This window comes from Methylicorpusculum oleiharenae (assembly GCF_009828925.2).
GTDB classification, from domain to species: domain Bacteria; phylum Pseudomonadota; class Gammaproteobacteria; order Methylococcales; family Methylomonadaceae; genus Methylicorpusculum; species Methylicorpusculum oleiharenae.
Map to the genome: position 1 here is coordinate 1,861,338 of NZ_WUTY02000001.1, position 22,295 is coordinate 1,883,632.

General features: G+C 50.4%; 7 protein-coding genes. 6 read left to right on the forward strand and 1 reads right to left on the reverse strand.

Going from position 1 to position 22,295, the window contains the following annotated elements; genetic code table 11:
- Positions 1-150: 150 nt before the first annotated feature.
- Entirely contained in the window at positions 151-1,806 is a 1,656-nt protein-coding gene (locus tag GO003_RS08580; RefSeq protein ID WP_231088883.1) for a protein adenylyltransferase SelO, read from the reverse strand.
- A 710-nt stretch (positions 1,807-2,516) separates the two neighbouring features.
- Between GO003_RS08580 and GO003_RS08585 the strand changes: the two genes are divergently transcribed.
- The 6 genes from GO003_RS08585 (at position 2,517) to GO003_RS08610 (ending at position 22,293) form a co-directional block, all read left to right on the forward strand.
- Positions 2,517-3,878 (forward strand): transposase, encoded by a 1,362-nt coding sequence (locus GO003_RS08585; RefSeq protein ID WP_159651900.1) that lies wholly within the window; start codon positions 2,517-2,519, stop codon positions 3,876-3,878.
- Between the two features lie 1,366 nt (positions 3,879-5,244).
- Positions 5,245-6,096, forward strand: a complete 852-nt coding sequence (locus GO003_RS08590) for a hypothetical protein (RefSeq protein ID WP_231088885.1) — start codon at positions 5,245-5,247, stop codon at positions 6,094-6,096.
- A 93-nt stretch (positions 6,097-6,189) separates the two neighbouring features.
- Positions 6,190-7,896 (forward strand): hypothetical protein, encoded by a 1,707-nt coding sequence (locus GO003_RS08595; RefSeq protein WP_159651902.1) that lies wholly within the window; start codon positions 6,190-6,192, stop codon positions 7,894-7,896.
- 279 nt (positions 7,897-8,175) lie between these two features.
- Entirely contained in the window at positions 8,176-9,765 is a 1,590-nt protein-coding gene (locus tag GO003_RS08600) for a ShlB/FhaC/HecB family hemolysin secretion/activation protein (protein ID WP_159651904.1), read from the forward strand.
- A 34-nt stretch (positions 9,766-9,799) separates the two neighbouring features.
- Positions 9,800-20,293 (forward strand): filamentous haemagglutinin family protein, encoded by a 10,494-nt coding sequence (locus GO003_RS08605; RefSeq protein WP_159651906.1) that lies wholly within the window; start codon positions 9,800-9,802, stop codon positions 20,291-20,293.
- Between the two features lie 188 nt (positions 20,294-20,481).
- On the forward strand, positions 20,482-22,293 hold the full coding sequence (locus tag GO003_RS08610) for a DUF2341 domain-containing protein (RefSeq protein WP_159651908.1): 1,812 nt from the start codon (positions 20,482-20,484) through the stop codon (positions 22,291-22,293).
- The last annotated feature ends 2 nt before the right edge of the window (positions 22,294-22,295 follow it).

Genomic DNA, 22,295 nt, shown 5'->3' on the forward strand with positions numbered 1-22,295 from the left:
ACCAAGAGCTGTAAAACGAAGACCGAAACCCTATCCATTACTTGTTGTGCCAAGAGGTCAGGCGAGGGAACACGTGAAAAAATATGGGCATCCGAAGAAGCTTAAGTAAGTGCCATTCGTATCTGGCACTACTTTTTCAATTCCAACGAATCACGACGAGCAACTAAGGTGGGACAATCCACCCACCTCAAAGAACTCCGGCGGTTTCAACCTATAGTATTTATCTTCCACGTCCTTCGACTGCTCTTCATATGGCTGCGTCATCACGTCCTGAAGTTCTCGAATTAGAGAATAATTTCCCACAGCTGCTTGCTGATATGCCGGCACAACAAACCACTCTCGCAAAATGTACTTTGGGTTTACAAGCTTCATCTGCCTAGAAGTTTCCTCACTGGAACTGCTGAGAAGTGTTTTCCACTTCGCGAGCCACGCTGCCCAACGCTTATCTATCTCTTTGGTGGGAGTATCATGCGCCGCGTTATTGTAGAAGCTTTTCTTGAGTGAGCCAATGTCGTCGGGTACCGACGAGAGCTCGCGGAAGAAAATAGTGTAATCGACAGGCGTTTGCACCATGAGTGTTCCTAGCTCGCTGAGTAGTGCGCTGCAAAGTGCCTTATGAGACGCTGTTTTCAAATTACTAAGACCCAGCTTGGCGGCCCACATCTTTTCCATTTGCGTTTCCATAACTTTCGAGAATCCACTTTGAATCTCGTCGAGCTTTAGCAAATAGTCCTGATGCGATGCCAGCAAAGGCCGCAACGACGAACAAAACATATCGAAATTGCTTTGCGCTGCGTTTGGTTGATTCATGAACGAGAAGTGATGACCGCCTCCCGTCCAAGGCTGATAATGGGGGTTAAACACATCGCAAAAGCCGAAGGGGCCATAATCAAGTGTAAAACCACCGACTGCACAGTTGTCGCTGTTGAAGTTACCCTGGCAGAAGCCGACGCGGATCCAGTTCGCCACCAATGACGTGAGGCGGCTACGAAACTCGCGTGCCAGCAACATCAATTTATCGGGAGTTGTGAATTGCTTATTGACAACGTCAGCGTACTCACGATCAATCAAGTGCAGCACAATCTTCTCCAGTTCTTCCAGCGCTTTCGGATGTTCGTTTTTACGGGTACGGCGAGCGAAAAGTTCAAGTTGGCCGACGCGAATGAACGACGGCGCGACTCGTGTCGATATGGCGACAGCCTCAGATATAAGCATGTCAGGATTCTCCGAGCGCGAACCCTCCGAGTACCACGGTCGCTTTACCTTCTCCGTTTTTGAAACGTACAAACTCAAAGACCGCGATGTCGGCACGCCCAGTACGTGCATGTGCTCCTGAGCCAAGAACTCGCGGATACTCGACCGCAAGACAGCGCGACCGTCTGCGCCGCGGCAATATGGCGTGCGGCCGCCACCTTTCAGCTGCATCTCCCAGCGTCGACCGTTGATGACGGCCTCAAGCACAGAAACTGCACGACCGTCTCCATATCCGTTGCCAGTTTGGAACGGACACTGCTGGATGTATTCAGTGCCGTAAATGGAAAGTGCGTACCCACTCGCCCAACCGACCTTGCGCATCGGCTCTGGAACCTGAGAGATGTCGCCGGAGAACATGCGGACGAAATCGGAGGACTCTGCCATGCTGTCGGCAAAGCCAAGCTCGGAAAAAAAGTTTTTGCTGTGAGCTACATACTCAGGGTCTATGATTGGAGTCGGCTTGACGGGGACATAATGTCCCGTAAAGACTTGTCGCGGCGCGTGGTCGTCACCGTTTTTTGTCGCGTCAGGGTCACAGTTGAGCGTGTCCATGAGAGAATAGTTTGCCAACTTCGCAAGATCCTGGAGCATCGATATAGTCGAGGAGGCTTTCTGGGGCAGTCGGTTTGTCATAATTGTTTATGCCAAGGCTCGTTAAGATAAATTCCAATACTTTGTATCTGATCCCGTTATTTGTCTAGATATCTGTACTTTCACCAAGTTATAACGATTCAGCTCAGGCGTCTACCTGAGTGGCTTGTATGGTTTCATATCCCTGTTTTTCAAAATTTATTCTTTGCTAAAGTGAAGCACGTGGACATCAGTAACTAGTTACCGGAGGATTAGTCCGATGCGCGCCAGGTACTTTGATACTGTAAACAAGCCTGGACGCTTCTCCGACCCGATTTTTGTTTCGAACAGTCGGATGGGCTTCGAGCCCGAATTTAGCAAGTAAGGAACACTATGACAAACAAAAATGAGAAAACGTGCATCGATGTGGGTAAATTCCAACTGGATATTTATCTGAGGGAGCGCCATAAACATTTTACGGCTATTTGCAGAATGAGGTTGGATTGATAGCCGACAGTCTTGATCGCTGAATTTGATCAACTGGTTGGTATTTGACTTTCGGATATCTTTTGGCTTGGTTGATTAGAGATTGATCGTATTGTTACGGCCGATTCTGTTGAAAAAGTCCCCTGACATTCGGCTCCCACCGTAGTAAAATACCGCCAACAGCCATTCAATCATGAGGTGACGCCATGATGGGACAACAATCCGGGATTCAGGAGCAGTTGTTTTTCTGTTTCAGTCTCGAAAACCACATTCCCAAAGATCATCTGCTTCGAGGCATTAATCATTTTCTCGACCTAGGTGATTTTCGTCAGCAATTGGCGGAGCATTACAGCCCTATCGGTCGGCCATCGATTGCACCCGAACTGATGATCCGCATGTTGATTCTCGGCTATTGTTTTGGCATTCGTTCCGAACGTCGTCTGTGTGAAGAAGTGCATGTCAACTTGGCTTATCGTTGGTTTTGCAAACTGGATTTAGACGATCCCGTGCCGGATCATTCCACCTTTTCCAAGAATCGCCTGGGCCGTTTTCGGGACAGTCAGGCTTTTCGGCTAGTGTTTGAAACGGTCCTGAAACGATGCATGGCAGAAGGTCTGGTGCGTGGCGAGGGTTTTGCCACCGACGCCAGCATCATCAAAGCCGATGCCCAACGGCAACGTCGAGTTGAAAGTGGTGATGACATTGATTGGGGTGATCCTGACCAAGCCACACTGCCGGTTCGTGAATATCTCGCGGCACTAGAAGAAACGAATGATCCCAAAGAATCCACTCGGACTCTTTCACTGACTGATCCGTCGGCTACCTGGACGGCCGCACCCGGTGGTCCAGCATTCTTTGCCTATTCAACCAATTACTTGATCGACTTGGAAGCCGGCATCATCCTCGACGTAGAAGCCTCAGCGGTCAATAAAGCGGCCGAAGTGGAGGCGACTCGGACCATGATTGATCGGGTAGAAGAGACGTTTGGTTTGAAACCCGAACGTTTGGTGGGTGATACCAACTATGGTTCAGCCGCCATGCTCGGATGGTTGGTCGATGAAAAAAACATAGAACCGCATGTACCCGTATTTGATAAGTCAGAACGCACCGATGGCACTTTTGGCCGCTCTGACTTTACCTATGATGCGGAGAATAATCAGTATATCTATCCAGCGGGTAAGTGTCTGAAACCCGCTTGGCGCAGCAAACAGAAAAACCCTTATCGCTATCGCGCCAGCCAATTGGATTGCCAAGCCTGTCCGCTCAAAGCGCGGTGTTGTCCTAACATGGCTAATCGTCAAATCGATCGAAGCCCCCACGAATCGGCCCGTGATGTCGCTCGTGCCATTACCAAAACCGATGCTTATCAGCAGTCACGCAAGGAGCGCAAGAAGGTGGAAATGCTGTTTGCCCATCTCAAGCGCATCTTAAAAATGGACAAGCTACGGTTACGAGGCTTCAGTAATGCCAAAGATGAGTTTCTATTGGCGGCGACGGCCCAAAATCTAAGGCGAATGGCCAAGAGGTTGGCAATAAATGAACCAGTAAACCAATTAATACCCGCATAACGGCAATAGAAGTCGTATTCATGCACCAAAAAGCAAAAAACTCACCTGCCAGCTGCTGAAAAACCACGGCAATCAATCAAAACGCCCTTCCGCTTAACTCTCAAAAAACCGACTTTTTCAACAGAATCGGCCATAACCGGCCGTTGAGGATGCCGGCGAAATTTTCGATACCAAAGTTGAGCAAATGACAGCTTTTCGGCAAGCAACCTTGAGTCGTCTTTGGCTCGAACAGGCCATAAGCGGTCAGAGAGAATAAGTTATTGTTTTGGGTATGTACGAGCAACTTACTCAAAAGCGGCCACTCACGCATATGATCCAAAGCCTAAACCTCAGTTTGCTCTGAAAGCTCCAGTGGGTCATCCACCTCAATACCCAAATTTCGAACTATGCTTTCTAATTTCGTATAGTCGAGTAATAACTGCACCACTCGCAGATTTTTTGTTTTCCGATAGACCAACGTTGCTGTTAATGGCCAATAAAACTGAGCCAAAAATGGCCATTAATTTTCCATCATAAGGTTTAAACCAACGGCTTCAGCTGGTTAGCTTTAGCTACAAACCTTTCTGATGCTTAGGTGAAAAGCTGGTTTAGAAAGCGCTACATTGGCATGAATACGGCTTTTTGTGGATTACAGATTAAGCAAAAGTTGATCAACAAAAGTTGATGTGCAACAGAATCTATCCATAATTTTGATGCCTAACGACGCGTCGTTCAGTCGACGCGTATCCGGCTTTCAGTCCGTTATTCAAACCCACCTGCTTTAGCAGAGGGTTGTTTAGTGATCTCTCCCGCTTCTTGTTTCCTGATGTAATTTCTAGCCATTTCATTCAAACCTACCGTTATCACAGAGTAACCTCTGGCCTAAAAATTATCATCTGTGAAATTTTTGGTCCCTCTGAAATTTCTCACTATCGCAATTGCACTTTTCCCTTTTGTAAACTCCATCACGTTACCGTGAAAGTATATTAGTTGTGTAAGCGCAATAAATTCGCCCGGCGACATTGCTTTGATGGTGGGGGCGAGTGATCTTTAAACATTATGGATTAGGATACAGATTACTCAGGTGCAATATATGAACCTGTTCCACCATCAGGTTCCCTTCCGCTACTTAGCATCCTTTCTGCTTCGCCAGTTTGTGAAAAACTTTATCCAAATGCTTTCGCAAAGAGCCGCAAAGTTGAAATATCAACACCACATCAACAGCAGATGCTGAAAAATCAACAGTTATGAAGTAATAAAATGTGAATTACTTCAAATAAATCACTAACTTAAGTGTTTGGCACTAAAAATGCAAAAGTCAGGATAGAAGGCCTGTGGTTTCAGTCCTCAAAACTTTTTGGCTTACTTAGAAATTAAGGGTGATTTTATGAAAAAACTATATCAGTTAGCAGCATTAGCTTCGCTGACGTTGGTCGCAGGTCAGGCATCGGCGACGCTGGTCAACGGTAAGACGTCCGGGCAACCATCATCGGTGGTGTTAGGTGTAGTCGACCGGGATCAAAACAGCGCGAATTTTGGTTATACGTTTGTTGCCGATACCGGATTGAACTATTCCGACTTTGTTAATGGCAAAGTGACTTCCGAGCAAAATTGGGACTTAACAAAAATACCCGCCTTCGCCAGTTTCATAGGCAGTACAAATCTTCAATATTCGATTGTGGGTGCTTACTCGTTACAAGCTTCTGGTGCTACACGAAACTTGAATAGAGATGCCGCCACTTTTGGTGATCCTGCCGATACCCAATGGGGTGTAGTGACTTTAAGTCAGTCAGCGGGTGATTTTAATCTGGGAAAAAACAATCTTATTGAAGCTGCCGGCCAGCAAACCGGATCAACCGGCCGAGTTAATTCATGGATTAATGACATCTTATCTAAGGGAATTACCACTAACGGTGTCCTTGCACCTGAAGGAACGGATTCTTTCTTCGATCTTTACTTTACTCTAGGTTCAGCTTCTCTTTTTGCAAACCAAATCTTCAGTCTTGATGAAACTGCGCCGTTCTGGTGGATCAGCGACCCAAATATCGGAACTTCCAATGCGCTACCTAAAATTGCTCAAGAATTGTGGTCGTTTAAGCTGACCAGTGATTATCAATTGGCTTACGCACCCGCACCTGCTGCAGTGCCTTTGCCAGCCGCCGTCTGGCTTTTCGGAACGGCGCTGGCAGGTTTATTGGGCTTGGGTCGCCGTAAAGCCGGACTGGCAACAGCCGCCTGATGTTCCAGGAGCGGAGTCAAGTCCGCTCCTTCTTCTATGAATTTCAGCCGGGCGCAACGCTTCCGGTAACACAATCGCAAACGGAGTTTTACTATGAAAACCAGCTTTTCTTTTAACAAGATTGCTACGGCAGTCGCTTTACTGGTGGGCGCCCATTCTGCGCAAGCCTTGACGCCCTGGACAGACGGTGCGCCGGATATCGTTATCTATACCTCGGGTGGCGCAGCGCAAGACAGAGCCATCGACTTGGCTGTAGAAAGTGCACTCGTTGAACCTGGAACTTCAGATTGGTTCAGTGACGTGACTTCAGCCACCGGGCAAAGGGGTTCGCGCTGGCGTACTTATTATTTCCGGGGTAAAAGCACGTTGGGTGCCGGTCTGGCTGGCGCCAAAATCGCGCTGGAGAAACGTTCTTACGGTGCTGCAGGTTACGGGGTTGTGCCGTTGTTGGCCAATAACGGCAATGGACTCCCTTTGGAGCATTTGAACATCGTCGGTTTGCCTCAATCAGCGTGGACCTCCGATGGGTCTAAACGCTGGGTTGCCACGATCAATGCCGGTAATGCAACTACTTATTTGACCAAAGCCACTTCCGATGGCGGATTTTTAGGTGTAGACCCTGAAATTTTGCTGAAACCGGGTACTGAAAATTATCCCGAACAGGTCAATGAATTCACAACCGGTTCGCCGGAAGCGAATTGGCCGACAAACCTAAGAACCGTTCCAAGATCTGGTGCCAATGGCTTCAATGTCGTTGCGACCGGGGGGCTCGTTTACGGTATTGGTGTGACTCAAGACTTGTATAAGGTTTTACAGGCAGCTCAGGTAAAAGCCGGTAAATTGCCTGCCGACGTGGTCATTGGCCGATACGACGACCGGAGCATTCCCAGTCTGAACAGAGATTTTCTGGGGTCTTTGCTAGCCGGAAAGATCAAGGCTTGGGACCAAGTCAAGATTGTCGACAAAACCGATGGTAATCAGGTCAAAAGCTTGACCGATCCAGACATCCTTGATGCTGCTGGCGTCGATGCACCTTACAAGGAGCAAGGCACCGGTGAGGAATTGACCCCTGTTGCGATAGGTCGTCGCAATCGTGGTGCAGCGATTGGTGCGGTTGCCTACGCCAAGCTACTGCACTACCCCGCGCTAAAAAGCACCAATATTCCGGCACCAACAACCGAAAATGATGCGGATGAAGAAGAGTTTACATTGCCCATTGCTAAATCACCCGGGGGCGTCAACGGCACCATCGCCTTGCTGACTGACTGGCAAAACGGTACCAATAATACCGGTTTTAACAACGTTCCGGACGGTGCAGGCTTTGCCAAACGCTGGGGCTTTGCAGTCAACAGTGGCGACCGTAACGCCGGTGTGACGGCTAATGGAACCGGTGGCGAGCCTTGGCGTTATATCAAGATCGACGGATATGCGCCGACGTTGGCGAACGTGGCTTCAGGCTCTTATCCGTATTGGGCGGAAGGCGTGGTCTTGTACCGCAACTTCAAACCGTCTGATGCCCAATGGAGTTTGAAAACACGGGTATTGAAAGCCTTTGCCGACGATTTGGGTAGCCCAACCATTGCTGCTGCCGCCAATGCCAACGCGAACCTGGCTTTCGGCCGTTCCGGCATCTTTGCCACAACCCGTGATCCGCGCGGCTTTACTTCTAGCATCCCCTTCAATGACAACAACCCTGTCGTGCCGTTTACACACAATAACGCCGGCATAACCAGTTTGGAAATCGTACCGGTCGTTGATGAAAATGCGAACGATGGTTTTGTCAATGTCGAGTTGAGATAAGCAAGATGCCAGGGTCTCTTTCATCTCGCAGAGTGACATTGCAATCATTTGACGAGTCGATGCTGATGAACATGAAAGGATACCGGAGTAAACAATGAACTAGGGAAATTACTTTAATCATGGATGTGTCGGGTGTTTGTGTATAAGCAATTATCCGGCAAAAAAAAGTTGAAATCCCGGTGGTTTAACCCTCCGGGATTTCGGCATTTTACGAACTATCAAATTTTATTTTGGAATGACAAACAATCGATGAATCGATTCGTGCCCGCAGTTTTGATAATGAGTAGCTTTGTTTTGAGCACCGCCCCCGTATTTTCACAGGAGCCTGATTCGAATCAAGAAGATGCCTCCAACCCGCCGACGAGTGAGGAAGCTTTCGACTTGATGGTACTGCAGGTCGACGGAAATACAGTACTGGATCAACAAGTGATAGAAAAAACCGTTTACCCCTTTCTTGGACCCGGTAAGTCAATAGACGATGTCGAAAAAGCGCGTCAGACACTGGAAGAAAAATACCGCGAACAGGGATATCCGACTGCGCTGGTTGAAATTCCGGAACAGGATGTCGTAGACGGCTTGGTCCGTCTCAACGTCGTCGAAGGTTCGATCGAGCGCTTGAAAATAACCGGCTCGCGTTATTACTCCTTGGGCAGTATTCGCGAAAAAGTACCCTCGTTGACCAAAGGGCAGGTGCCGTATATGCCAGCCGTGCAAGAACAGATTAGCGCATTGAGTGAGGAATCGGCTGACCGAAAAGTAACGCCGATCTTCCGGGCGGGATCAACACCTGGAAAAACCGAGGTTGAATTGCGTATCGATGATGAACTGCCGTTACACGGCAGCGTCGAGCTCAACATCAACAATCCGGAGAGTACGACCCGGCCTCGGGTGATCGGATCGATACGGTATGACAACTTATGGCAGAAATTTCACAGTGCCTCGCTGCAGTATCAGGTCTCACCGGAAAATCCGGACGAAGTCGATGTATGGTCAGGAACTTATGTCATGCCCACTGGTTTGTTTGATACCCGTTTGGCTTTCTACGGCGTCGGCATCAGTTCCAATACCGAGTTGGGTGCTTCTCTGGGCGGCCTGTCGGTAATCGGCACCGGGACGATCTTTGGTGCAAGGCTGGTCAAACCGCTGGCAACCATGGACACCTATCATCACAGCGTTACTTTGGGGTTCGACCACAAAAGCTTCGATCAAGGCGTGACGGCTCAGGGACAAGACCTGGATTCAACGCCAATTACTTATGCCCCGTTTCAAGTCGGGTATGACGGCAGTTGGCGGGGTGACGCCTATCTGACTACGCTGAATACGGCGCTCAACTTTTCTATCCGAGGCCTGGGCAACGAGCAAGAGGAGTTTGAGAATCGGCGTTTCAAGGCCCAGTCCAATTACACTTACTTGACGACTACTGTCAGACACTTGCACGAACTACCCAAGGATTTCAGATTTGCAGGCCGCCTTGCAGGGCAAAAAGCCGATTCACCTCTGATCAGTAACGAGCAATTTTCAGCGGGGGGGCAGCAAAGCGTGAGAGGTTACTATCAAACTCAGCAGTTGGGTGATGATGGTTTTAATTTATCGATTGAGTTTCAAACGCCGATTCTGAAACAAGAGGACTGGGACTTTGTACAAAATTTAAGGGCCCATATATTTTTTGATTATGCCTATTTATGGATTCAGAGCCCGTTGCCTCTCAATCCTACACATTACAAGTTGGCCGGGAGTGGCGCAGGTTTCAGGATGCAGTTGTTCAAGCATTTCGTAGGGGAATTTGATTGGGCATATCCCTGGTACCAACAGAGTACGGTCGATGTAGGCAATCAACGTGTCGATTTTCGGCTTGCTTACGAGTTCTAGTTTTAGCGGATTTCGATTCTGCAAGAGGTTCACCATGACAAACAACCTGTTATTCATTCCTTTTTTACCGGTTAGCCGTCCCAAGCCGCTGGCTTCAGCAGTACGTGCCTTGATAGCCGGTGGACTGGTGCTGGGAGTTGGCTTGGATGAGGTTCGTGCAGAACTGCCTATCCCTTTGAATGTTTCGGCCCTAGCCTCGCAGGGACAAGCGGCAGCGCAGGTCAATGGTAATACTATGACCATTAAACAAAGCACAGACCGGGCAACCCTGCAGTGGCAAAGTTTCAATATCGGCGCGCAAAATAGTGTGCATTTTGATCAACCGTCGGCATCTTCGATTGCACTGAACAATATTCACCAGGCCGACCCCAGCCGGATCATGGGATCTCTAAGTGCCAACGGACAGATCTATCTGGTCAATCAAAACGGTTTCGTCTTCGGCAGAAATTCCCAAATCAATGTTAATTCGTTGGTTGCCACGACATTGGGTATCACCGATGAAACTTTTGAACGGGGCATCACTAAAGTCTTCGATATCAATAATGCCGCAGCTTTGGAACGCAACAACGGGGAACTTTATTTAAGAAATGATCAGGGGCAGTTTGTGCTTGATCAGAACGGGGAAAAGGTCAAAATTCAGATTTTTATCGAAGCGGGTGCGCAAATCAAAACCAACGCGCCCGGTGGACGGGTCATCATTGCCGCGCCGGTCGTGACGAATGCCGGCACTGTTGAAACTCACGACGGACAAACCTTGTTGGTTGGCGCTCAGGATAAAGTTTATTTGCAGGAAGCGGGTGCCGATTCGGATGTCCGCGGCTTGGTGGTCGAGGTCGGTAAAGGCGGTAAAGTCGATAATATCGGCAAGGTCATTGCCGAACGCGGTAATGTCAGCCTCATCGGTTTTGCCGTCAATCAACAAGGTATCGCATCTGCAACGACCTCGGTCCGATTAAACGGCACAGTCAGATTATTGGCTCGCGAAGGCATACGAGATCCGATCGCTACCGGCGGTCGACTGTTGGGTAATACGACCAAACGCAACACCGACTTGGGTGATGGTTTGGGAACCAGTGCAACGGTCAATCTTGCCGAGAACAGCCTAACCAGTGTCAATTTGGATGCCGACAAATCGGCTACCGCTATCGATGCACAACCCCAACTCAAATCCAGAATAGAAATCAGCGGGCATAAGGTAATTTTACGGCAAGACTCGACGGTACAAGCACAATCGGGAACGGTCGATATCGCGGCACTGGACAATTTGGCTGATCCGACGATTCGCGGCGATGCCAGAATCTACATGGAGAAAGGCAGCAAGATAGATGTGTCCGGCGTCAAGAATGTCAGCAAGGCAATGGAAAGCAATGTTGTCGAGGTGGAACTGCGCAAAAACGAATTACGTGATGCACCGCTACAGCGTGATGGCGTGTTGTTTGCCGAAAAGGTCAAGGTCGATCTGCGTGACGCCAATCTGGTTTATGACCCTGATAGCGGTGAGTTGATCAGTGCAACGATACCGGTTGCTGACATCAAAGGCGCAGTCGACAGGATTGCCCGCAACATAGACGAAAGAAGCACAGATGGGGGTACCATCAATCTGACTTCCAGCGGCGATGTGGTGACTCGCCCAGGGAGCTTGCTGGACTTTTCGGGTGGGTCGGTTGCTTACCGGGATGGCTTTGTCGAAACGACCAAACTGGTTTCCGACGGACTCATTTTTGATATTTCAAAGGCCGATCCGAATCGTCGATACGACAGCATACTCGGTCAGTTCGTCAAGATTTATCCGAAGTGGGGCATAACCGAGCGTTGGTCAATTAATGGCTTGTCGCTCAAACGCTTCGAAAAAGGTTATGTCGAAGGTAAAGATGCTGGTCAATTGCGAATCACTGCCTATGAAAGTTTGCTGGACGGTGCGTTGAATGGTCAAACGATTATGGGTCCTTTACAGAGAACCCCCGATCAGAGAGCGTTGGGCAGTTTGTTTACGCTCAACCTCAGTAATGGTAATGTCTTCGGTAGGCAAAACATTGTTTTCAATCATCTTGCTGCGATCAACTCATTGGATGCTGACGATGCCTTTCCTCGAAACAACGATGGGTCGGGTGAGTCGGCGACTTTGAATCTTGCGGCTGATTTATTCAAAAACGCAGGCATTCATCGCGTTGATATCACCACTAACGGTTCAGTTCGAATAGTTGAGGGTGCGCGGATTGAGTTGCCGGTAGATGGCAGTCTACATTTGGCCGCCTCAGGATTCGACCTGCAAGGCTCGATCATCTCACCGTCCGGCGAGGTCAGACTGCATCCGACTGTCATTGATGAAATCAATTCACCCAGTTCAATTGTATTGGGTGCCAATGCCGTCATCGATGTCAGCGGCCAGTGGGTCAACGATTTGTTGGCCGTCAGTCAAGGCCGGGCATTGGGCGTGGTATCCGTGGCTGGCGGCACGGTGTCCTTAGTTGCTGAACAAGGCGATCTGCACTTGTCAAGTGGGAGTCGCATCGATGTCAGCGGCGGGGCCTGGCTTAAAAATAAAGCAAAGGTCGAGGCAGGCCATGGCGGTGCCATCGAATTGGTAGCCGCTACCACGTTATCCGGCGGAGCCGCTGCGAATCTGATTTTGGACGGCGAGTTGTCCGGTTGGGCGCTCTATCACGGCGGCAGTCTCAGCTTGAGCGCCAACGAGGTTGTGATTGGTTCGGCAATTGATGCACCGGTTCGGCCTGTTTCCGCATATCAACCGTTGATTCTGTCGCCTGAATTCTTCCAGCAAGGAGGATTTTCCGATTACAGCGTGACGGCAAATCTATACGGCTTGAAAGTAGCTGACAACGTTCAATTAAAGCCTGTTCAAAAGAACTTACAGTTGGATTCGGAAGCCTTTTTACAACACACTGGCGCTGATTTGAAAAGCTTTGCAGCCAAAGTCACGTTGCCCGAACAGTTTCGCTCACCGACTCATTTGACGCTGTCCCTGGCGCAGTTGCTGGCGCAAAATCGTCAGGAATCGCTGACTATCGGTCAAGGGTCGCTAATCAAAACCGGTTTAGAAGGGACCGTAACGCTGAATTCAGATACGTCTATTTTTATCGACGGAACCATCGATACTCCCGCGGGGCATATTGTTGCGACGATCAAGCCTCCTGCGGCGGGAGACAGCGGATTTTTCGCATCCCAGGGCATCTGGTTAGGCCCAGATAGCCGTTTAAGCGCTAGAGGTGGTTTTAAACCAAGTCTCAATGCTTTTGGTCTGACCACGGGTGATGTGTTGAACGGGGGCACTGTCGAACTGATTGCCAATCGTGGCTATATCGTCAGCTATGCCGGATCGACTATCGACGTTTCCGGCACAGCACAGGTCCTGGATTTTCTCCAGCCTGGTTCTAGAGCCTTATCCAGAACCATACCGTCAGGTGCCGGCAGTATAGTCATGAAGGCCGGCGAGGGGATTTTGACTGACGGATCATTCATCGCCGTTAAAGGGGGGGAAGGTGCAAAAGGCGGGGCACTGACTTTAGAGATCAATCGTGGTTTACGCGACAAACCGGAGTTTCCGGTTGGCGATGGCTTATTTCCCGACGATATCATAGCGAACCGAAATCGTCCGCGCAGCATCGTTATTTCGGCAGGATCGAATCGGGTCATATCGGACACCCTAAGGCCTGGCGACGTTATTTCGACGCCAGACTATAACGGTCTGGCCCTGCTGAAAAGCAGCCAATTGAATAATTCAGGCTTTAGCGCGCTGACTCTTAAAACAGATGTATTGGGAGCCGATGGGCAGTATCAAGGCAGCATTCGTTTTGACGGTGATGTGACTTTGACGACGGCCGGCAAAATAGTCCTGGATACACCAAGTATTCAAACCGATTCATCCAAGGTTACCCTCAATACGGCTTATGCAGTGCTGGGTTCGACAATGAGCCGTCTCGATACCCAAATCAATCAGGGCGAATTTTCGACGATCCTGGCGCCCGAGGCCAGAGGCGGTGAAGGGGTGTTCTCGGTCCAGGCAAAAGGCATAGATTTGGTCGGTGGCTTGAGTTTTAACGGTTTTAACCAAGCCAATTTGAACAGTGTGGGGGATATAAGAGCCGTCGGTATTCGAATCAGAAACGATACCAAGGATTTTCTGGGCGAATTGAAACTGGCCGGTGATCTCACTATTAGTGCAGCTCAATTATATCCTTCGACGTTGACCCGCTATACCTTTTCCGTTGAGAACAACGGCACTAATACGATAACGATTTCTAACAGTGGCGGTACACCGGGCCCCGTGTATTCAGCGGGCGGCAATCTGACGTTCGCAGCGCCGAATATCATTCAAAGAGGTGTGGTCAAGGCGCCTTTCGGGACGTTAACTTTTAATGCTCAAAACACGCTCGAATTGGTCCCGGGCAGTCTGACGTCGGTCGCTGGGAATGGCTTGACGGTGTTGTTCGGACGTGGCTCAGGCGGTATGAGCTGGCTTTATCCGATCACAGCGGATGGTTCGGTGAACCTGGTCATTGATGAGCCGCCTGAAAAACGTTTAACACTGACCGGCCGCGATGTGTTACTGCAGGATGGCGCCAATATCGATTTAGCGGGCGGTGGTGATTTGTACGCCTATGAATTTATTCCAGGACCCGGCGGATCCAGGGACTTATTGGATGCCAGCCAGCCTGATTTCGTTGAAAAATTCGCGGTGCTGCCGGCGCTTGGTAGTGCGCTGACGCCTTATGATCCGCTCGAATTTCCATCTTCCGATCTGCATGTTGGCGATAGCGTCTATCTGGCCGGTAGTGCTGGTTTGAGCGCGGGCTGGTATAAGCTCTTGCCTGCCCGATATGCCCTGTTGCCGGGAGCTTTTCTGGTTACGCCCAGGGCCGGCAACCAGGATATGCTCCCCAATCAGTCATTTGTCGACTTTGCCGGCGTCACGGTGGTGGCCGGCCGCTATGGAGCGCCAGCCGCTGGAATAGAAGATGCACGATGGCAAGGCTTTGCGGTAGAGCCGGGTTCGGTTGCACGAACTTATTCAGAATTTGCGGATTATTCAGCAAATACCTTCTTTGCCGATAAAGCCCGCCTCAATGGCACCTTGGCGCCGCAATTGCCTGATGATGCCGGCACTCTGGCAATTGCGGCACAAGCTAGCTTGACTTTGGCTGCGAATTTATCCGCTGCGCCAGTCGCGAACGGTCAAGGCGGTCAGGTCGATATCAGTGCGGATCGCCTGGCAGTAGTCGGCCGCCGAGTAGATCTGACATCGAGCGCTCCGGGCACGGTGACCTTGTGGGCTGAGGATCTGAACAATCTGAACGCACCCAGTCTGCTGCTCGGCGGTTTGCGCAGCAAGGATAAAAAAGGTCAACGGATAACGGTTACGACGCAAACCCTGACTGTCGACGGCGACAGTCAATTGTCCGGTGCTGAAATTATTTTGGCTGCCAAGGATGCGCTGACGCTCAAATCCGGATCAGCCATCGAAAGCACTGGCTCTAACAATGCCAATGGCATTGATTTGCTGATTGAGAACCGGACCCTGGGTAACGAACCGGAAAACAGTGACGGCGCATTATTGCGCGTATCGGCTGCCGGCCAGATCGATGTCATCCGAGACAAGACCGTTACCGGCAATACCGGAATACTGACAGTTGAGGCAGGCGCCAGACTCAGTGCAAAGGGCTCAATGTTGCTCGATGCCAGCCAAAATACCGTGTTCGACGGCGATATCGACATGCAGGGTGGCTCGCTTGCCTTGAAGTCGAGACGGATCAGCATTGGTGCCGTGCCGGATAATACGCCGGGTTTGGTATTGTCTTCCACGCAGTTCAATCTTGACGAATTAAGGCTGATCAGTGCGACCGATTTTGATATTTACGGTAGCGTTGATGTATCGACGCGGCAATTGATTTTGGGCGCGGCGAATATCAATGGTTTCAATAATCAAGGCGGCAATGCATCGATCACCGCCGAGCATATTACGCTGCTTGGTGGCGGTGCTACGGCCGATCGGATTGGAACTGGAACAGGCCTCTTGTCGTTCAATGCACGTGATATCGAACTTGGCAGCGGTAGCTATGCGATCCAGGGTTTCAGTCAGGTTGACTTCAATGCAACCGGCGGAATTTTAGGGGCAGGTCAATTTACCGATGCGACTGGAAGCGCAATATCCGCTCCTGGCTATTTGCGAGTGGCCGGAAATCTCGGCTTGAACGCCGGAACTTTATCCGGAGGCCACGGAGCCACGACAACGATTGATGCGTCAGGTTATCGTGTCGACATCACATCGCCAGGGACAGTTGATACCGAACGCCCCCCTATCGGTTTGGGTGTCAAATGGACCATCGTGGCGAATGACATTGTCAGTACGGGAGGGCATTTCGATCTGCCGTCCGGGATACTGGAACTCACTAGCTTGACCGGTGATATTTCACTGAACAGCGGCACACATATCGATGTTGCGGGTAGAGTCATTCAATTTGCTGATCATTACCGGTATTCACCGGCGGGCACGGTGCAACTGACGTCCAATTTAGGCAACATTAACTTGGCGGATGGCACGAGCATAAATCTTAGAGGTGCTGGTTTGGTCGGCGACACCCAGGGCAGCAACGCGCAACAGGCCAGTAATGCCGGGTCATTGAAAGTCAGTGCCGCGCAGGGATCGTTCCAGTGGCTTGGTTTGATCGATGCGGGTTCGGGCGGGTTTGCCGAGCCTCAATTGCGTCAAGGTAGTTTCAGCCTGGATGTCGATACTTTCGGTGTCGGGGGCTTTTCATTGCTCAACGATAAACTGGCTGAGGCAGGATTTGCTGAGGAACTGCGGCTGCGGCAGCGAAACGGTGACGTCATGATTACGGACAGCGATTCAGTCAAAGCCAAACGTTTCGATTTGACTCTGGATCAGGGGCAGGTTTCAATCGACGGTCGGATCGATGTCAGCGGCGCCGAAGGCGGCGTGGTCGATATTTACGGTAGAAACGGCATTGTTTTGGGAGCCAATGGCGCTATCGACGCACGGGCAATGACGCCGGGCGGAGAAGGTGGTCGAGTCAAGCTCGATACGGTACATCGGGATGCGGCCGGTTCCGGATTATTGGACCTTTCAGCTCAAGGCGGTTCTATCAATGTCTCTGCTGGCGCTAATGGTTCCGGTGGTTCGGTGCACCTGCGGACTGGACGGGATGCTGATGGTAGCGTCGCTGTAACCGCTATCAATAGCGCCATCATTGGTTCAGAGCCATTTCGCACTGCCTTGGAAGCGACGCGGACTTTTATCCCGGCTGCCGGGATTATCACGGCCTCGGATATCAGTAACTGGAAAGCCGATACCGCTTCATTCATGAGCATCTCTCACGCACCTGTCAATCTGTCGGGTGCCGACATTCAGCTCTTGCCCGGACTGGAAATCAGCAGCGTCGGTGATCTGACGTTACAGGATAAATGGGATTTCATGGATGGCAGTTGGAATACGGTGACGCAAAGTTGGGTTTCCAACTGGCGTTATGCCGATGCGACCGGCAATAAATCATTGCCTGGCTTTCTAACCCTGAGGTCTTCGGGCGACTTGAACATTGCTGCGTCACTGACTGATGCGTTCGCAACTGCGCCGATTCCTGGCGGCAATCAAAATCAAAGATTTCAGGACATGTTGCAACCCGGACTTTCCTGGAGTTACCAGCTCATCGCAGGGGGTGATGTCAAGTTATCAAGTTCCTACATGGGGCCCAATCCGCTGAGTTCCAACCCTAATAATTTAGTGAAAACCCAGGTTATGGTCAGAACCGGCACGGGTGATATTCGCATAGATGCCAACGGTGATATCAGTTTTTTGAAAGATGCAAACGATGCGAAGGCGGCGGCGGCAGTTTACACGATGGGCTCACCGGCCAAATTCACACGAGCTCAGTTGATAGCCGGCATACCCGAGGCACCTGCTCGAAATCCTGGAGAGACAGATATCGATTACCTGAACCGTTTGGTTCCTGATGCTATGGATGAGTTAATGCGGTATGGTTATTTCAACTCTCCTCAATTAGGCCTGCAATTTCTGTTGGCTGAATATCCTACAGAAGGCGGCTCCATCGATTTACGTGCGGGTGGTGATATCGAAGGCATCATGACCGGTCAGAAGATAACAGACTGGTTGGTTAAGAGCGGAGCCTTTGACATCAATGGACGCCCTACCGCCTGGGGTATCAATATCAACGGTGTACGTTCCGGCGCAGTGAACATCGGCGGCGGAATCTCGGTTTTTCCAAAAAGCGTGCATTTCTTCAATCAGAACGTGGGTGCCTTGGGTGGCGGCCATGTCACGGTTGATGCCGGCGGCGATGTTCGCGACCTGTCAGTGATGATGCCCACGACAGGTAAACCGTTCGGAAAGTTCGGTGCCAATCTGACGACCTGGAGCGAGAACGGTACCGTAATCAATGGCGGCGGTAATCTGCACGTTAATGCCGGAAACGATATCGTCGGCGGTGAATACTATGTTGGATTGGGAAGTGGCAAGCTTCAAGCGGGCGGCAGTATCGCCCAAGCTGCATCCGGTCTCGGGGTCCTTTTGAATTTGGGTGATGGTATCTATGACCTGCAGGCACGTCGTGATCTGAATCTGGCATCGGTGCTCAATCCGACAGCGCTTAGACAGATCCAGCTACCGCCCGGTGGAGGCTCTGATTCGCGCTTCTTCTCATACAGTGGTTCCAGTGCAGTTAATCTTGCTGCGACGGCAGGTAATATCGTGCTCCAAAACGATGTTGCCGGAATCAAACGGGTTAAAAACTTGTTGAACGACAGTGAGTCGGGGTTCGAATATGCTATTTATCCGGGTACCTTAAAAGCCTCCGCTTATGCCGGTGACATCAGGATCAATAACGCCATGACTTTGTTTCCGTCGACACAGGGTCAATTGGAGTTGCTTGCACAAAATAATTTCGGTGCAGATCTCAATTCCGCCAAATTGTTCAGTATCAATATGTCCGACACCGATATTTCGTTGCTGCCGGGCATTTTGCGTCCGGCGGTCCAGCTTGAAGGCAGCTTGAATGATGGCATTTTCAGAGCACGGGAACGTCTCGATCCCGCCAATCCGTTCCCGAATATCGTGCATGCGTCGACTCCGTTGCACGTAAATAACCCGCTCAGACCGCTGATTATCGCAAATCAAGGTGATATCGGATTTTCGTCCGATACCGAAGTCACCTTCTTTTTACCCAAGGCTGCGACACTTCAAGCGGGTAGAGATATTCTCAATGTTGCTGTGAACAGCCAGAATCTGGCGGCGAACGATATCACCCTGATTCAAGCTGGCCGCGATATCGTCTTCGATACGGTCATGAACGACGATGGGAATATTCTTTCCAACATCAGGAAGTTTCAGCTTGGGGGACCCGGCGAGTTGCAGGTTTTGGCCGGTAGAAATATCAATCTCGGCAGCGCCGAAGGCATTCAGACGATAGGCAATTTATTCAATTCGTCATTGAGTGTGACGGGGGCGGGAATCAATATCCTGACCGGTTTGGACGGCACGCTCGATTATGCGGGTTTTGTCGACAAATACCGCTCCGTGCCCGAATACAGTGAGTTGCTCTCCAGTTTGGAAGGTTTAAGCGACCAGGAACTGCGCGTTAATCAGCAAACGCTATTAAGGATCTTTTTCAATGAATTAAAAGAGTCTGCCAGCGCTGCCGCTGCAGTCGACGAGTCGCAACGCGCCGCATTATACCAGCGCGGTTTCGATGCGGTAAAAGCCTTGTTTCCGGATGAATCGTATCAGGGCGATCTTCGCCTTGTATTCAGCCAGGTTAAAACCCTTGCCGGAGGCGATATCAATCTGGCGGTGCCCGGCGGCGATATCGATGTCGGCTTGGCGGGGCAATTAGCCGGTATTCGTAAAACGGCCGATCAATTGGGTATTGTCGTACAGCAGTTGGGAAACCTGAGTGCGTTTGTTAAAGGTGATTTCAGTGTCAATCAGTCGCGGGTCTTTACCTTGCGCGGTGGCGATATTCTGGTGTGGTCATCCGAAGGCAGCATAGATGCCGGAAAAGGTGCCAAGTCTGCTATTTCCGCCCCGCCTCCGATATCGGTCATAGATGCGAAAGGTAACGTCGTAACGATTTTTCCGCCGATTGTCTCAGGTAGCGGTATACAAGCGATAGGTGATGGACAAGTGACATTGGCCGCACCCTTCGGGATTGTTGATGCCGGTGAGGCGGGTATCAGCGGAGGGCGCATAGTGATTGCTGCCACTGCCGTAATCGGGGCTTCAAATATTCAAGCTTCTGGCGGTACCGTCGGAGTACCCACGACGGTTTCTGTTCCTGTGGCGATCTCCGGGGTCGATGGTGCTGCAACCAGCGCCGCGCAATCCGCTTCACAATCGGCTAGCGGTGATGGTTCGAGTCAGGAGGCTAATAATGCGGACGGATCAACGACAGCAGTCAGTATGCTCAGTGCCGACGTGGTCGGTTACGGTGAATGCAGTGTCGGGGATATTCGCGAAGGTAAAGCCGGTTGCGGCGGTTAAGTTTTAAGCAATACCGGTCGCTGTAATGCGCTGCGGTTATTAGTGTGACAGGTGATATAGGTCAAAACCTCTATTGCCTTAAGGAGGTGCCTAAATTTGATCAGTGACTAGGATAGAAACTCACAAATCAACGGCGTTTACGTAGTTTAAAGCTCAAATATAATTTTTAACGTGGGAATAAAAAATTGATGACCAAAAACTTATTGCGCCGGATCAAGTTCGGCCTTGCTCTATTGTTAATCCCGGTAGTGGCGCACGCCTGGTGGAATGACAGCTGGCCGTCGCGCAAACAATTGACAGTGGATGCTTCTGCTACCGGCGCCGATATTCAGGAGACGCTCAATGAGTTTCCGGTCTTGGTGCGTTTACATGCCGGCAATTTCGGATTCTTTTTCGATTTGGCAGAAAATGGCAAAGATCTGCGTTTTATGCTGGACGATAAGACTGCGCTCAAACATCACGTCGAAAAAATCGATGCACTGACCGAATTGGGTTTGGTTTGGGTCAAGCTGCCTGTCGTTCGGGGTGGTGTCGGCACCGACGGCTTTGCCATGTACTATGGAAACGCCAATGCCGCGGATGGCTCCGATCCGAAAGGTATTTACGATGTCAATCAATCGTTGGTGTTCCATTTTGCCGAAGGCGAAGTATTACCTCTGGATGCCACTGCCTATGGCGTCAATGCGGCAGAGTCGAAAGCATCTATCGATAATGCGGGGTTGATTGGAGCAGCGGCGAAATTTGACGGTCAGGGTGGGATTACTGTCAATGCGAATCCAGCCTTAGAGCTCAACGTTGATAATGGCTTTACCTTCAATAGCTGGGTCAAGTTCGATCAAAATCAGGCCAATGCCACTTTGTTTAAGGCCCAGGATGATAAAATCCTGGTTAGATTGGTCCTTCAGGATGCTTCGATCAGTGCGAACTATCAAGTGACAGGGGGCCCATTGGCCCAAACTGCTGGCGTCAATCTAACTCCAGGTCAGTGGCATCATATTGCTTTAGTGCTTCAGAAAGAGGCTCTTCAGTTGTATGTCGACGGTCAATCGGTCGCGCAAATCAGCATTCAACTGGTCGGTGCCAACCCCGCCTTGCTGATCGGTGACGCATTTTCCGGTTGGCTGGATGAAGTGCAGGTCGCCAAACAGGCACGGACTCCCGATTGGCTCAAATTACAATTTCGCAGCCAAAGCCCCGATCATAATGTGCTTAATTTCGGTCAGGATGAATCGGCCGGGGCAGCTTCAGGACCAAACTATGCCTTAACCATTCTGCAAAGTCTGACTACTGACGGTTGGGTGGTCATTGGCTTATGTGGGGCGATGTTGGTGATGAGCTTGCTGGTCATGTTCACCAAGGGTTTTGCTCTTAGGCGTGCCCAACAGGATAACATTGCTTTTTTAAAGCAATACCGGAGAGTCGAAACGGGCGATTTGGAGTCATTAGACCGAGACGAGACCGAAGAAGAGCAGGAACTTGAGGAATCCGAATTTCTGAAAACCTTGCTGGGTGAGCATGATCACTTTCAAAGCTCGCCGATTTACCATGTCTATCATGCCGGCGTTCAAGAGTTGAAAAAACGCTTGGGGGATAAGCAATCTAACTCGACTTTGAGTGTGGAAGCACTGAATGTCGTGCGGGCACGCCTGGATGCTGCCGTCGTTCAGGAATATCAAAAGCTGAACAAAAACATGGTATTGCTGACCATTGCTATTTCTGGAGGACCCTTTTTAGGTCTATTCGGGACGGTCATGGGTGTCATGATTACCTTTGCGGTGATTGCGGCAACAGGCGATGTCAATATCAACACCATTGCGCCGGGTATTTCAGCGGCCCTGGCTACAACGGTTGCCGGGCTTTTGGTGGCGATTCCAACGCTTTTTGCCTACAACTATTTGTTATCCCAGGTCAAGACACTGACCGCCGATATGCGCATATTCACCGATGAGTTTCTGGCCGTTGTGTCGGAACGTATCGCCGACCGCAATAGAGGAGAATAAGT